Genomic DNA, 15,708 nt, shown 5'->3' on the forward strand with positions numbered 1-15,708 from the left:
CCGCAATTCAGTTGACTTTTATTGCAGGAAATCTTACAACATTCCCAACTGGACGAGGTATTTTTGAAATGAACACCGAAAGCACTGTAAATATTATTAATGAAATCAGAAAACTATCAAGATATTTGGACAAATACTCAAAATACCTCAGCAACAAGTATCACATCACACTGCCTCAGCTTCTCTGTCTTAACGAACTCCGCACAGAAGAGGAGCTGAACCTCACCGAACTCACCAGAAGGCTGAACCTTAACAACAGCGCCATAACCGGAATAATAGACAGGCTTGAGCTTAAAAACTATGTTCAGAGAGTTAAAACTGGGAAAGACAGAAGGGCAATCCATCTTCGTCTCACTGACGAAGGAAAGGTCTTTGCTGAGAAATCTTTCCAGATTTTTGATCATGACTGTTTTTTTGATAATACAAAGATTACTGTTCAGGAAGCAGGTGATCTTCTCACCAGTCTGGGCAAGATAATCAGCCTGCTTGATCCCGAAGTCAAAAAGATAGATTTATAACTAAACTGACCCCTGCTTTAAAAAAAGCAGGGGAATCTTTCTACGAAAAGCTCGACAGATAATGCAGAATTTGCCGTCCATGGAAATTCTGCATACACGCTCGCGGGCGGATGAACCGCCCTTCGCTTCGCACGGCGGCTTTTCTTCCTGAAAAGCTTATTACTTCGCTGCTTTCAAAAGTTCGTTTATTTTTGCTCTGTTGGCTTTTACGAATTTTTCGGCGCTTCTCTTGGGATCCATGCCGTTTTTGTTGTCCACAAGAGCAGTGCTGAGGTCAAGCTGTTTCCAGTCAAACTTGCTGAAAAATGCAAAAACTTCAGGCATATCTTTATCAAGCCCCTTCCTTACGATGGTATTGATAGTTTCAGCTCCGCCGAATATTTTATTCGGATCATCAAGAATTTTAAGATCCCACTCGCCGAACATCCAGTGAGGCTGCCAGCCGGGAACAACTATCCACTCTTTTCTTTTGATAGCGTTAGAGAGCGAAGCAACCATGATAGCATCGCTGCCGGAGACATATTTAAACTTGCCTATACCGGAAATATTTTTTGCAATAGCTTCCTCTGCTGCCTTTGACATCCCTGCACCGGGGTCGATACCGATTATTTTGCCGCCGAACTTATCAATATTGGCAGCCATTTCCGTTACGGAATTTATTGTAACGTACGAGGGTACAACAAAGCCAAGTTTGGCATCCACATAGTTTGGTCCGAGATCCACGACTCTGTTTTTATACTTGGCGTAGAGGTCGGCATGGGTTGTGGGAAGCCATGCACAAAGCAATGCATCTGAATCACCCTCCGCAACCGAAGCCCACATGGCGGCGTTTGCCACTGAGCTGGTTTTAACATCGTACCCCATCTCTTCGAGCAGCACCCCCGCCACATGGGTTATGGCAACGGCCCTTGCCCATTCAACATATACTAACTCCACTCTGTCCTTAGCCTGCGCTGCCCCTGTGAAAACCACAAGACTGAGCAGGGCGGCGGTTAAAAGCTGTGTTAATTTCTTCATAACTTCCTCCTGATTGATATTTATTTCTTCTTAGACGCTGTTTTCTGTGTAACCCTGTCGAGGATCATGGCGATAATAACAACCGCTATGCCCGCTTCAAACCCTCTGCCCATCCAGAGTCTCTGTATAGCTCTCCACACCTCGCCTCCAAGACCGCCGGCACCGATCATAGCAGCAATAACCACCATAGACAGCGCAAGCATAATTGTCTGGTTGACACCCGCCATAATTGTAGGCATGGCAAGGGGGAGCTGAAGCTTAAACAGCTTCTGTTTTTTGGTTGAGCCAAAGGCGTCTGCCGCCTCAATAAGTTCCGAAGGAACCTGACTTATGCCGAGGCAAGTGAGTCTTATGGAAGGAGGCATGGCGAATATTACTGTAGTGAAAATTGCCGAAACCGGTCCCAGACCGAAAAACGGAATAGCGGGTATAAGGTAAACAAAGGCAGGCATTGTCTGCATAAAGTCAAGCAGAGGCATAAGCACCCTGTTGAATGGTTTATACAGCGCAGCCATAATTCCCAGAGGAACTCCCATTGAAACAGATACCAGCGTGGCGGAAAGCACCAGTGCCAGTGTTGAGATTGTTGCATCCCAAAGCCCTAGGTTCAGAATGAACAAAAGCCCTGCCACACTGCCAATGGCTATTTTGCGTCCGGAAAATTTGAACAGAACCATGCCGACTATGGCAATGAATACTAAAGGGTGAAAAAACAGCATCCCGTCTATGAGATGTTCCAGAGCCGTTTCGGTAATATCCGAGATAGCCCTTGTAAAAACAGAAAAATGCTCCGTGGTAAAATCTATAAATTTTTCGATAATGTCCCCGAGAGGAAACTTTGGTATGCTATCCATTGCCTATACCCCCTTCGGATGATAATGCGGAGAGAAGCGAACCTCTCACAACAGCGCCTTTCAGCACTCCTTTTTCGTCCACAACCGCTATGGGGAATTTCTCTTCCGTAAAGAGGCTGCTTATGTTTTCATCCGGCAGAACAGTCACAACATCCCTGTCCAGAACTTCTTCGAGGGTTTTATGATTAAGCTCTGCCGCCTTGCGCACATCACGCACATGCACAATACCTATAAACTGCCGCTCTCTGTTAACTACCATTACGGAGGAAATCCCCGCCTCTTTCATTTTAAGCAGAGCGGATTTAGGACCATCCTTCGGATAAGTAACAGCAAAAGGCTTCATCATTACGCTTGAAACCGTAAGAACCTTGGAAAGATCCACATTCTCCACAAACTTCTCTACATACATATTTGCAGGGTTTGTGAGTATCTCCTCCGGTTCGCCTATCTGAACTACCCGGCCGTCTTTCATAAGAACGATTCTGTCGCCCAGCTTCAAAGCTTCATCAAGATCATGAGTAATGAAAACTATGGTTTTATTAACCCTTGCCTGAAGAGCAAGCAGTTCATCCTGCATTTCACGCTTTATAAGCGGGTCAAGTGCGCTGAACGCCTCGTCCATCAGCAGTATGTCCGGCTCCACTGCCAGTGCCCTCGCTAGCCCGACCCTCTGCTGCATACCGCCGCTGAGGTTTTCGGGATAATACTCTTCCCAGCCTTTCAGCCCCACAAGCTCAAGAGATTCCGCAGCTTTTTTAAGCCTTTCATCTTTAGGCACATTTTGTACCTCAAGCCCATAGGCAGCATTCTCTATTACACTTTTGTGAGGGAAGAGAGCAAAACGCTGGAATACCATGCCGAACTTCTTCGAGCGGAGTTCACGAAGCTGGTCTTTGTTAAACTTAGTTATGTCCTGCCCGTCCACAAGAACCGAACCTTCAGAGGGTTCAATAAGTCTGTTCAGGCAGCGGATAAGCGTGGACTTGCCCGAACCGGACAGCCCCATAACCACAAGTATCTCCCCCTCCTTCACAGAGAAGGAAACATTGTCAAGCCCCACGGCAACGCCGTGCTTCTTCATAATTTCTTCTTTTCCCATACCTTTCTTCATGTCGTTAATGGCATGAGATGCATGTTCTCCGAAGAGCTTATAAAGGTTCTCAACCTCTATTTTACACATAATACTTTATCCTTATCAAATATGAATAACTGAATATTGGTTATTGTTATATTTGATATATAAAACACTTTTTGCTTTACAGATCAAGTCTTTTATTTGTCTATGTGCGAAAATACTCTTAACTGTTAATTGTTTACCAGCTATGACTTACAGATTTAAAAACTCTTGTTTTCAATACAGCAGAAATTGAAAACCCTTCCCCTCTGCTGATGCAGAAAGGAAGGGCTCAAAGGAGAAATCTATGAAGGAAAGTTATGCTGCCTGCCGCTTATAAAACGGAGGGTCTCTTGTTTTTTATTATCAGGGCAAACGTCAATACAGTCACCGCAGTTGTGGCAGAGAAGGCTGCTTCCGTCTGTTACCGGATCAAGCCCCATGGGACAGGCACGCTTGCAGGAACCGCACATGGAACAGCTTGAGGAGACACGCTTAAGGTGCATTCCTCTTTCTGATTTAAACAGAGAGAGAAAAGTTCCCGTGGGGCAGAAAAGCCTGCACCAGAAAAACGGAAAAAATACGAACTCCGCAATTATAAGAACCACTATAAACACAAGCTCAAATGTTACATAGTGAAACTTCACAAGCACCAGCGCCTGTGATGATATAATCCCCGGTGCTGAAATAAGATTCAGCAGAGGAATCCCCGCAACACCTGCCAAAGCAATAAAACAGACGAGTATGATAAGCCTCGCCGTTTCGGTACGCCTTTTCTTTTCAGGAGTATGCACGGGAAAACTTTTTTTCATTCCGAGCTTTCTTTTAACAAAGCTTACTCCTTCCACGATGAAATGATAAGGACACATCCATGAACACCACACTCTGCCTGCAAACAGCATCAGCAGGATCGGTATAACAACGGAAAGCGCCATATATATATTCACCGACTTTGATGACATTGCCGCCTGAAATACAGCAATAGGATCCGCAGCAACGGCATTGCCCACATCAATGGAATAGAATGTGCCTTTGATGAAGTATATTTCAAGGATGTTCAGCGCCGGTATGATGAACATCATCATAAAAACCGCTGCCTGAACAAGCCGCCTGTATCTTTTTATCTTACTCTGTCCAGCCATCTATCTTATCCGTGGTTTCATAATCAAACTTAAACTCCGGCTTTGAACCGGACGCATCTATGCTCATTTTTTTCTTAATGGCATCATCACCGCTGTATCCTTCTGCGTCTCCTGCTTTTTTAAAGTTTTTGCGGGAGCGCTGATAGTAAAGTCCGGCAAGGTCTTCATTCCCCATTCCGGCGGGGATTATGCTGATGGACTTAGGGTCGGTGGGGCATTTTTCCACACATATACCGCAGCCGGTGCATTTATCTGTTATTACCGGAAGAAGAAACTGCTCCATCTTAATAGCCTCGTCAGTGTAGGGGCATGTGTTGTAGCATGTGGAGCATATCATGGCGAACCCTTGAGTTCCTCCGGCGTTTTCATCCTTTACATAAAGATAGTTCAGACATTTGTCCTGCTCTATGTAGGCAATGCCCATCCGCACTTTTTCCGGCTCTTTCAGATTAGGGTCAAGGGCTCCCGTCGGGCAGACAGAAGGACAGAGCATACAGAGATAACACGCACGCTCATCTGCATAAACATACGGAGTACCTATCTGAAGCCTGTCAAAAAGGTCTGCTCTTTTCACCGATTCATATGGGCATACCTCTATGCACCTTGCACAGCGGATGCACAGTTCCATAAACTTCTCTTCCATCACAGCGCCGGGCGGGCGCAGCCTATTCCGCCTGAAATAGCCCTTAAACGGGTTTTTATTCAGGTGGTTTTTCACTTTTTCACGCAGACTCATAATGCTTTGCCGTTTTTAATCCTTGCGCTTTTGAAGAATGCTCCGAGTTCCGTGGAGGCAGCGTCTTCGGTGAGAAGTTTTTCAGTTTCTTCACCGAAATACATGTAATGATGGGCTATATCTTTGATGCCGTCTGCTTTTTTAAGTTTATCCGTAATGCTTTCCAGTGCCTTGCTGTCGTTTGTCTCTATTGAAACCACTGCATTGTTTCCATCTTCAGAAAATGTGTGGACTTCTATTTCCGGAAATTTTTCCAGCAGCTTAAGGGCTTCCGCACTCTGTCCTGCCTCAAAAGAGATTATGCTGCCTGTAAATATCATAATAAATACTCCTTAATATAAGGCCGTATCCGCCCCGCCGGTCGAGAGCGGGAACGGATACGGGAAGAAATAGAGATGGAGGTTTAAGCAAAAGGAGCGTTTACATCGTCTATTATGTACTTATCCGCAACGTCCTTCGGTCCGCTTACCCTGTTAATGCGCACTGCGGCAACTTTGTATTCCGGTTCTTTTGAATCGGGGTCTACAACGTCGTTGCATACGAAGTTGATCATCCTTGCCATTGCCTGATCATGCCACGGAACAAAAGCAACACCCGGAAGAGTGCCTTTTGTTATTACCGCCGGCATGACGGACTTGCCTCTTCTGCTCACTATCTCCACCATGTCCCCTGCGGTTATACCAAGCTGTTTAGCATCGTCAGGATGCAGTTCTATATATGCGTTCGGGTGAGTTCTGGCTATTTCGGGAATACGCATTGTCATTGTTCCCGTGTGCCACTGCTCCACAACTCTTCCTGTAGTGAGGAAGAAAGGGTATTCCTTGTCAGGCATTTCGCCCGGTCCATCGTACGGACGGAGGAAAAGATTAAGCTTGCCTTCCTTTTTAGCATCCGCATAGAAGTAGATTGTTGCATCAGAAGGGATGTGATCCTTTTCAGCGGGATGCTCAAACATAGGGTCCTGTCCTCTGACATAGCGTCTTTCCGTTCCGGGGTGGTCAACAGAGGGGCAGGGCCACTGTATGCCTGCTTTCTCTTTTTTGAGCCTGTCGTAAGTTGCTCCCCAAAGGGTGTGTTCAGTGTCTTTTGTAACTGTTATATAGTCTGTCCATGCCTGCTCATTTGCCTTCATAGAGTCGTTTCCGTTCCAAGGAATGAGCTTTTCAAGCCCCATTCTTTTTGCAATCTGAGCGGCAATCCAAAGGTCAGGCTTTGCCTGTCCCACCGGTTCAACAGCTTTTTCCGTAAGCTGGCTTCTGCGCTCTGAACATCCGTAAACTCCGCCCTTTTCATAAATGAAAGCAGCGGGAAGAATAACGTCAGCAAGCTGTGTTGTTCTTGTGGGGAAAATATCCAGAACCACAAGGAAACTGTCCTGCATTCCCTTAACATATTTGTGCAGGTTGGGCAGAGACTGTGCAGGGTTTGTGGTGCTTACAAGCATTCCTTTAATCGGCTTTTCAGCATCCTTTTCACCGCCGAGTTTTTCAAACATCAGCATAGTATGGAATCCCGGTTTGGGATTGATTGTACCCGCAGGAATATTCCAGGCTTTTTCCACATGAGCGCGCCACTTATCGTTCGCCACGGGTTTTGTTCCGGGGAGAAGGTGGGAAAGGGCGCCCGTTTCACGAACACCGCCGCAGGCGTTAGGCTGACCTGTGAGCGAGAAGGAATCTGCACCGGGTTTGCCCATTTCCCCTGTTATTATATGAAGGTTGTGTACAAGGTTGTTTGCCCACATTCCTCTTTTACGCTGGTTGAGACCCATGCACCACATGGAGAGAGTAGCACCGCTTGTGGCGAACCATTCGGCAGCCTTAACTATATGATCAGCAGGGCATCTTGTAAGTTTTTCAACTGCTTCCGGTGTGAACTGGGCAAGGAATTTTTTGTATTCCTCAAAGTCAACAACATCCTTTCCTGTGGTAATGCGTGAATGTTTATTGATGAAATCCATGTTATGAAGATTTTTTGCTATGATAACATTTGCCATTGCATGAAACACTGCAAGATCTGTTCCCGGGTCATTGGGGAGCCAGAGATCTGCAATTTTCGCCGTACTTGTCCTTCTGGGTTCGCAAACTATTATCTTAACATCAGGGTTTTTCATTTTATGGCGCATTACCCTTCTGTATATAACAGGGTGGCATTCGCTCATATTTGAACCTGTGATGAAGATACATTTTGAGCTTTCGATATCCGAATAGCTTCCCATAGGCTCATCAGAACCGAATGTGGATATGTAGCCGGCAACAGCTGATGCCATGCAGAGTCTGGGGTTTCCTTCCACCATGTTGCTGCCGAAGCCGCCTTTCCAGAGCTTGTTGAATGTATATGTTTCCTCCGTTGTACACTGACCGCTGCCGTAGTAAGCTACAGCGTCTTTACCGTATTTTTCACGAAGGTATTTAAATTTATTTGCCACGAGGTCGAGAGCCTCGTTCCATGATGTTTCCTTAAACTTGCCGTTTTTCTGGCGGACAAGGGGCATTTTCAGCCTGTCGGGATGGTACATACATTTAAATGCGAGGAATCCCTTAACACAGAGAAAGCCGAAGTTTGTTTTAGCATCGGGGTTTCCTTTTATCGCAACTGCTTTGCCGTCTTTTACACCGACATAAACACCGCAGCCTGTTCCGCAGAAACGGCATGTTCCTTTAACCCATTTTTCCACATCAGCGCTTTCCTGAGCCTGCGCAGCTTCGGGAAAGGAGATGCCCGCCGCCGCTGCAGCGCTTGCAGCGGCTGTAAGCTTTATAAAATCTCGTCTTGAAACGTTCATAATAAATCTCCGTTATCTGTAGTCTTTCTGTTTATGCACGGTGAAGGTGTGAGCCGGGTGACACATGGCACATGATTTATCCGCCATGAAATTGTTTTCGACCTGTTTGGCATGACAGCCTCTACAGGTTGTATTGGCAGGTATTTTACTGAAGTTGAACTCATCACCGTGACATACGCCGCATTTAACGCCCGTAAAGCCGTGTGCGCTCTCTTCCCACTGTTTGACCGCATCCGGAGTCACATCAACATGACACTCCATACAGTCCTTGTTACCTATTTCCTCCGGATGTTTATCCGCATAAACCGCCGACACGGTGAGGATTAACGTCAGCGCTATGAAGCCGACCTTAATAAAATTAAACATTCTGGACCTCCTGATGTTTGCTCATGTATAAATATAGATCCAAGAATGTTAAGGGGGTTTTAATCTTGTATATCGGCGGTTAAGATTGCAAAGGTATTTCTTTACATTATTTAAGCCCTAGCGGAGCGCTATGTTTTTACAATAAAAGACTTTTCATGTCCGCTGTTTATTAAACACCGTTTGCACAGAATGGTTTGGTAAAATTGAATTTAAGAAAATTACAAACTGAACGAATGTTCTTTATCATATTTCTGTTCTGCGTGAGACAACTTTATTGCGCCCCTCATGCTTTGCCTGATAAAGAGCAAGATCCGCTGATTTCATCATAATGCTTTCTGTTGCATTTTCCTCATATGCGGTCACTCCGATGCTGCATGTAACATGCCCCACTACCAAGAAATTATGTGAAGCGACAGCGCTCCTGAGCTTTTCCGCAAGCCTGAAAGCTCCGTCCATATCCGTTTCAGGGCATATTATAAGAAATTCTTCGCCGCCCCAGCGCCCTATTGTGTCTGTCTTGCGTATATTGTTTCTCAGAACTTCAGCCGCCTCACACAGAACTATATCTCCTGTCTGGTGACCGTGGCTGTCGTTTATGGATTTGAACCCGTCCACATCTATGAGAATAACAGAGAGAGGGCAGCCGTAGCGTTCGCAGCGCTCTATCTCTTTTTTGAAAACAGAATCAAGGCGAAGTCTGTTAAACAAGCCGGTAAGAGGATCTGTGACAGAGAGTTTCTCCATCTGCTTTTTTACGGTAATATCAGTACAGACTGCTGTGTAGCCGTTTATTCTGCCGCTTTTACTGTAGGTCGGCGATATTGTGGCGGATATCCAGTAGTCATTGCCTTTTCCGCTGCGGTTTTTGATTTCGCCCTTCCACACATTGCCCCATGTTATAGTTCCCCAGAGTTCTTTGTAGACCTCTTTATCCATATCGGGGTGCGAGATTACGTTGTGGGTTCTGCCGATAAGTTCTTCTCTGGTCATTTCCGCAGCACGGCAGAACGCATCACTGACATAGAGTATCTTGCCGTTAAGATCAGTGCGGGAAACAATGACATTTTTATCAACAATTTCAGTATATTCAGAAAGCATTCTGTTCATTCTGTCCAATGCAAGCTGGGCGTTTCTTATATCCGTCACATCCTGAAGAGTTCCGATAAGCGCAACAGCAGAACCGCTTTCACCGGTTATCACACTGCCTCTTATATGAACATGCCTGTGAGGCTCTCCGGGAATATTGAGAATATGCTCCTCGCTGAATGCTTTCTTCTCTGAGAGGGCGCTTTCTATGATTCCCTTAATTCTGTCTCTGTCTCTTTTACCCACAAATTCGAGGAAAAGATCAAAGGAAGGCAGAACACTCCCGCTTTCCAGCCCCAAGATCCTGTAATGCTCATCAGACCAGACCATACGCCCTGTTCCTATTTCATAGCGCCAGCTCCCGATCTTTGCCAGCGCCTGAGCATCATCAAGGTCTTTTTTGGCTCTGTGAACCTCTTCGGCGTTGTTCATCAGCATGCGCTGGAGGGACTTCATCTCCGTAACATCGGCAAAAGCACCTATCACACCCGTAAGTTCACCCGCAGAGTTTTTGAATGCACGTTTATAAATTATGACTTTTCTCTTATTGCCTCTCAGAGTTGTAAGCTCAACGTCGTATTCGTGCATTCTTCCGCTGTCTTCGAGTGCGAGCTTGTCATAACTGCTCTGTATATCGGCCTGCCCTGCATCAAGGAAGTTGAAGTCACGCCTTCCTATTATCTCGTCCTTTGATTCAGCACCCATAAACTCAAGGAAGCGCTGGTTGCACCCCAGATATTTGAGGCTGCGGTCTTTATAAAACAAAGGAACAGGCAGATTCTCCAAAAGAACCTCAAGAAACCTTCCGTTATCATCAAGCTTAAGTTCCAGAAGCTTGCTGTCTGTAATATCTAAATGAAAACCAACAGCCTTCAGCGGTCTTCCTTCTTCACTGAAAACAGCTTTAGCGTAAGAACGCACCCATCTGTATGAGCCGTCCTTGCACCTCATCCTGAATTCACAGTTCATGCGCTCAGATTCGCCGGAAAGCATTTTATCTACTGCATCGAAAGTTTTATCTCTGTCTGCGGAATGAAGAAGATCACGCCATGACTGCGATGCGCCTTTTATATCTCTATCATCATAACCGAGCATGGATTTCCACTCACGGGAGAAAAAGACCTCATCCTTAATCAGATCCCAATCCCAGAGACCAATGCCCGAAGCACCGGAAGCCAGCCTGTATCTGTCTGCCAGATTACGGAGTTCTTCCGTTTCTGCATAAAGATCCGTTATATCGCATATATAGCCGAGGAAATGAAGAACCTTGCCGCTTTCGTCTCTGATAATCTTTGTAAAATCAAGAACCCATCTTATTCTGCCGTCTTTTGAAACAATACGGTACGGCTCATGGGTAAAACCAGCAGAACCGCTCTCCACGGCTCTTTTTACTTCTCCGAAAACTCTTCCCAGATCACTTTTATGAACAACTGAAACATATTTTACAGCACCGCTGCTGAGTTCCTCAGGAGAATAGCCGAAAACAGTTTTAACATTACCGGTGCAGTAAGCCACATCCCAGTTTAAGGTATTATTCCAGCGGAATATTACCGTTGCACCTTCATCAAACAGTGCATACATACTGTCCAGTTCCGCATTCCGGGCGCTGTAGTGGCTCAGAAAGCTCTCGAAACCCTGACGCATTATCAGATAGAGAATGATGAACAGCACAACTGAAAGTGAAAAGAAAAAAATGGTCTTCTCTTTTATGAGAATTCTTGCATCTGTTATGTCATAGAATGCTCTTAAAACAGCCGCTTCCTGACCTCTGAAATTTTTGAATACTGCACCCCGGCAAACAGCATATACTCTGGAATCAAAGATGATCTCCTTTTCATCAGTATCTGCATATTTCTCAACCAGCAGTGCATTATTCCCACCGGAATGAAATATCCTGCCTGTTATGCCGGAAGCAGGGTTCAGACTGTTTTTTGCAACACTTATATAGGGGATCAGCTCAGGCATGAATTCCCTTATTGTTTCATAGAAATACTGGGGTTCAATGCCCATTTCTATACTTCCTAAATGCCTTCCTTTGCTGTCTATAACAGGGCTTATTATCCGGTAATACAGTCCGCTTGCACCAAGTTCAAAACCGCTGACAGGGCGTAGACCCGAATTAACCTCGCCTACGGAATCACGATAGGCACTCAGACTGTCACCGTATTTTTCAGGCATATGGATTCTTACAAAGGAACGGGAATCAGGAGTATGAACATGCATTACACTAAGATACGGATTATTCTTTCTGAGAGATTCATACTTCGGCTTAAGGATTTTTATCACCTTTTCCCTGTCACGGGCAAGAAGAGCGGAAGTAAATTCATCGGAGCTGTAGATCTCAGCCAGACGGGCAAGGTAAACCCTGTTGAGCCTTTTAAGATAATTTTCAAAGAGCGTGACCATCTTTTTATCGGCTTCAAAAACCTTGGCGTCAAGTACGCTCTTCTGTTCAAAATAAAGAAGCGTCGAAAAAACAACCGCAAAGAAAGCAAGAACAGAAGCCAGAAGAAACGCTGTCTTTTTTCTTATGCTGCTGGTGGATTTAACCATAATACCGCTCCGGCTGCGGAGCGCTTTGTTTATCAGCCCCGAAGCTTTATAATAAATGACGCCCCTTCGGAAACTTTTTCGGCGGAGACTGACCCTCCGAAACATTTTACAGCTATATCGGCCGCCAGATATAACCCGAGACCTCTGCCCGAACCGCAGCCTTTTGTGGAAAAGTAGGGTTCAAAAAGCCTGCCGAAGTCCTCATCTTTTATGCCCGTTCCGTTGTCGGCAATTCTTATACAGTAATACCCCTCTGTGCGAAAATATTCAATATCCACATGATACAAAATCCTCTTTTCCCGAAGCTTTCTTTCGAGAATTGATTCAATCGAATTTGTAATAAGAAAAGATATAAGATGGCGGAACTCACCCACATCGCCCTTAACCCTCATTGTTTTCCCATCCAGACAGCCATAGGAACAGTCTGAAAATATTGAACAGTCATACACGGGACCGGCAAGGACAAGGCTTTCCGGTGTTGTTGTATCAAGCCCCCTTCTTATTGTCATTCTGATACTTTTTTCACGCAGATACGGTGCATATATCTCGCTGGTTTCCATTAACGCTTCACAAAGATCAAAAACTGCTGATTTTTCCGTGCGGGCAAAAACTTTTGTAAAATTATCTATGGTATCTGAAAGCTCAACAATGGACGCCAGTGTATTGTCAACAAGCTCGTTGTCCTCCTTATCAAGCGAATACGTATCCTGAAGATGCTGCAGAGAAGCACAGAAAGCGTTCATGGGCTGACGCCAGTGGTGGGCTATTGAACGCAGAATCTCTGCCATATTATTAAGCCTTGTCTGTTTGACTGCTGCGGCTTCGCTTTCCTCTCTGCGGCCTATTTCAATCTTAAGCTCGTTGACCTTTTCAGCAAGGACAGCTTCGGTCTTCTCCAGTTTTTTTTGATACCTATAAATAACCAAAACACCCAACATTCCAAAAAAAGCCGTAAGAAAGGCTGTCCACATGTCTTTTTCAAAATATTTCTGTTTAGCAATATCAAGATTTCTTACAATTGTAAGCGCACCGAGAATTTCACCTGTGCTATATCCCGCATGGCACTGGAGACATTCAGGCGTTACAAACAAGGGAGCTGCGTAACGGATTGAATATGAACCGTTTACGTCCGCCCAGTCTATATATTCACCCTCACCCATGAAGAAACTCTCCAGCGCTTTGGATTCCCATGGTTCCGGCGCATTTTCAGGACGAAGCGGCTCGGTCCCCGTAAGCTTTATTTTCAGATTAACCCTTCTGCTTATTATGTCACCGACCTGCCTTGTCATATAAGCAGGATTAATCATGGTAAGAAGTACCCCATCCTCTGTCCGGACATCTCTGTTGGGCACATTAAGATAAGGGTTCGGCCTGTTGTCCTCACTTACCGGAGCATAGACCCAGCCAAGCATCGCATTCCACTGCCTCGTTGCTATAAGTATTTCGTAAATCTGTTTTGTTTGAGCTATTGCCGCATTGCGGAAAAACATTCTCCCGCGGTAAAGTTCAAACATACACACGGATATTACAAATAATCCGACAAGGAAAACAGGGATAAGGTATTTCAGTTTCATGATCCAACCCCTAGTACAACAGAATTTCAGATTTTTACCGGACAGGTCAGAATGAGGAATATTCAGATGAGGTAGTATTTTTGCTTCTGCGCAAGCTTTTAATCTGGTTGAGAAATACCGGAAGGGAGGACGGAAAGTATTTTCAATACAGCAAAATATTTTAGCGCCACCCTAAAAAGACAGCAAACAGCAGAAAAGCCGACGCTTTCTTGTATATATTAAAAAAATACAGTAATCATACGCTGTTGTCAATTTAATGAGAGAATACTCAGTCAGATGTGGTCATCTCACGGGAAAAAGGGTTATCGGCGACTGAATCGAAGCCGGAATCGAACCGGCACAGAATTAAATTCAGAGGGATTTTAAGGTAAATGTGTGTATTCTAAATTATTAATAGAATTGAACTTAAGCTAAAACTCAAGAATGTACCAAATCCTGTTTTGTAAAATTTATCTAATATTATCAGTGAGTTATGGTTGCAGATTTAGACTTTTTGTACCACATTGGATTATTGTGTTTAATAGGCACAATTACAATTGAGAACGAAAAATGTTCTAAATTGTTTAAAGGAGAAACAATGTAACTCAGGGAGTCTTGTTTACTATCCCTTATGTTTAATAGTTCTGATAATAAAATTAGGTATATGTCTGATTTACATTATGGTCAACTACTGAATTAAATAATCTGCACATCTTTTCTATATGCTGCTTTACATGCTATAATATCTTGAAATAATTTATTTGGGTGCCGATTCTTTTAGGGAGGTTTTGAATGGAAGAAAGTGTAAAGTGTGCTTTATGTAAACAAAATAAACCGTTATGTACTAGCCATATTATAAGCAGTTTCTTTTACAAACACATGAAAAACAAATCTAAAACTAAAAAAATCATTGATTCTTCTAATCCTAAGCAAAGGTTACAAGATGGCTTTAAACGGAAGCTTTTATGCAACGATTGTGAAGATATATTTGGACGTCTTGAAAAAGAGTTTAGCAAAACTTATTTGCAAATTTTCAATATGAGCAAAATACAAGCAATTGAATTACCAATAGCAACATATGGTCTGATAATCTCGTTAGCTTGGAGAATCATAATTTCTACGATGGGCTCTCAATATCCTAATAACTTTACAAAGAATGATCTTGAAGAGATAAGTAAACATAAAAAAATAATGGAAGATTACCTACATAAAAATGTTGATATAAATTATGAAATTCATTGTGTTCCCCTTATGCGCCCATTTATAGAAGATACTTGTATGCTTAATTATTCCGAATGGTCTATAAGTCATGATGTGAGATGCTTCGATGATAAAATTGTTGTGTTTGTTAAAGTGCCTAAACTTCTCTTTTGTTTATATTTAAAGAATGAAAATAAAGATAATGATCTCTGGCAAGGAACAAGACTAACAAAATGTGCATCCAATGTTTGGAGTGAAACAATCAGAATTCCTGAATTTGTTTTTGTTTTTATGCGGAATGCTATCCAGCACGCTTATGATAACGTAACATCTGCAATATACGAAAAAGCACAAAAAAGGCTCAATAAATGTGATTAACGTAACCTTAAGTTCAGTAACGTAAGTTATTATATTCTTATCATAAGGTTCTCAAGAGAATAAGCCTACATAAATATTACGAAACTAACACATTGAATGCAATAATATATTTTTAATAAAAAAGTAAATCTTCTGAATTGTTTCCAGACTGGCACTACTGATATATTTTGTGACCTCTTTCTTTAGAAGTTCGCTATCATCCTTGTGGTCGTGTTGCATCAGTTCTGAAATTGACACATTAAGAGCAATTGAAATATCGTTCAAAAGTACCGCTGAAATACTGGATTCGCCGCGTTCAACTTCTCAAAGTAAAAAAGCCCCGCTTTATTCAAGCGAGGCTTTCACATATGCCCGAGACCGGAATCGAACCGGTACAGGATTAGATCCCGAGGGATTTTCGTACCAC

The 15,708-nt window shown here is 43.8% G+C and carries 12 protein-coding genes; 2 read left to right on the forward strand and 10 right to left on the reverse strand.

The genetic code is table 11. The features are described 5' to 3' along the window. Positions 1-68: 68 nt before the first annotated feature. Positions 69-518, forward strand: a complete 450-nt coding sequence (locus ACYRYY_RS08315) for a MarR family winged helix-turn-helix transcriptional regulator (RefSeq protein ID WP_460215138.1) — start codon at positions 69-71, stop codon at positions 516-518. A gap of 159 nt (positions 519-677) precedes the next feature. Here the strand turns inward: ACYRYY_RS08315 and ACYRYY_RS08320 are convergent, their stop codons facing one another. The 10 genes from ACYRYY_RS08320 to ACYRYY_RS08365 form a co-directional block, all read right to left on the reverse strand. Continuing rightward, entirely contained in the window at positions 678-1,535 is an 858-nt protein-coding gene (locus tag ACYRYY_RS08320) for a glycine betaine ABC transporter substrate-binding protein (RefSeq protein ID WP_460215139.1), read from the reverse strand. Between the two features lie 20 nt (positions 1,536-1,555). Then, positions 1,556-2,389, reverse strand: coding sequence for an ABC transporter permease (locus ACYRYY_RS08325; protein ID WP_460215140.1), 834 nt, complete (start codon positions 2,387-2,389; stop codon positions 1,556-1,558). Beyond that, the gene (locus ACYRYY_RS08330) at positions 2,382-3,569 is read right to left on the reverse strand and encodes a quaternary amine ABC transporter ATP-binding protein (RefSeq protein ID WP_460215141.1); all 1,188 of its coding nucleotides are present in this window, start codon (positions 3,567-3,569) and stop codon (positions 2,382-2,384) included. Before ACYRYY_RS08330 ends, ACYRYY_RS08325 begins: the two co-directional genes overlap by 8 nt. Before the next feature lie 239 nt (positions 3,570-3,808). Continuing rightward, positions 3,809-4,645, reverse strand: coding sequence for a 4Fe-4S binding protein (locus ACYRYY_RS08335; RefSeq protein WP_460215142.1), 837 nt, complete (start codon positions 4,643-4,645; stop codon positions 3,809-3,811). Continuing rightward, on the reverse strand, positions 4,629-5,381 hold the full coding sequence (locus ACYRYY_RS08340; protein WP_460215143.1) for a 4Fe-4S dicluster domain-containing protein: 753 nt from the start codon (positions 5,379-5,381) through the stop codon (positions 4,629-4,631). Before ACYRYY_RS08340 ends, ACYRYY_RS08335 begins: the two co-directional genes overlap by 17 nt. Next, positions 5,378-5,701, reverse strand: a complete 324-nt coding sequence (locus ACYRYY_RS08345; RefSeq protein ID WP_460215144.1) for a chaperone NapD — start codon at positions 5,699-5,701, stop codon at positions 5,378-5,380. The genes ACYRYY_RS08340 and ACYRYY_RS08345 overlap by 4 nt, the downstream gene beginning before the upstream one ends. An 83-nt stretch (positions 5,702-5,784) precedes the next feature. Beyond that, the gene (locus ACYRYY_RS08350) at positions 5,785-8,166 is read right to left on the reverse strand and encodes a molybdopterin oxidoreductase family protein (protein WP_460215145.1); all 2,382 of its coding nucleotides are present in this window, start codon (positions 8,164-8,166) and stop codon (positions 5,785-5,787) included. A gap of 12 nt (positions 8,167-8,178) precedes the next feature. Further along, positions 8,179-8,532 carry a cytochrome c3 family protein gene (locus ACYRYY_RS08355; protein WP_460215146.1) on the reverse strand — a complete coding sequence of 118 codons (354 nt, stop codon included), beginning with the start codon at positions 8,530-8,532 and terminating at the stop codon, positions 8,179-8,181. 243 nt (positions 8,533-8,775) lie between these two features. After that, positions 8,776-12,171, reverse strand: a complete 3,396-nt coding sequence (locus ACYRYY_RS08360) for a PAS domain-containing protein (protein WP_460215147.1) — start codon at positions 12,169-12,171, stop codon at positions 8,776-8,778. Positions 12,172-12,203: 32 nt separating this feature from the next. Continuing rightward, a complete protein-coding gene (locus ACYRYY_RS08365) occupies positions 12,204-13,745 on the reverse strand; it encodes a c-type heme family protein (protein WP_460215148.1) in 1,542 nt (513 codons plus the stop codon). Between the two features lie 771 nt (positions 13,746-14,516). On the opposite strand from ACYRYY_RS08365, the gene ACYRYY_RS08370 reads away from it, so the two are divergent. Beyond that, on the forward strand, positions 14,517-15,302 hold the full coding sequence (locus ACYRYY_RS08370) for a hypothetical protein (protein ID WP_460215149.1): 786 nt from the start codon (positions 14,517-14,519) through the stop codon (positions 15,300-15,302). The last annotated feature ends 406 nt before the right edge of the window (positions 15,303-15,708 follow it).

This window comes from Geovibrio sp. ADMFC3 (assembly GCF_054687035.1).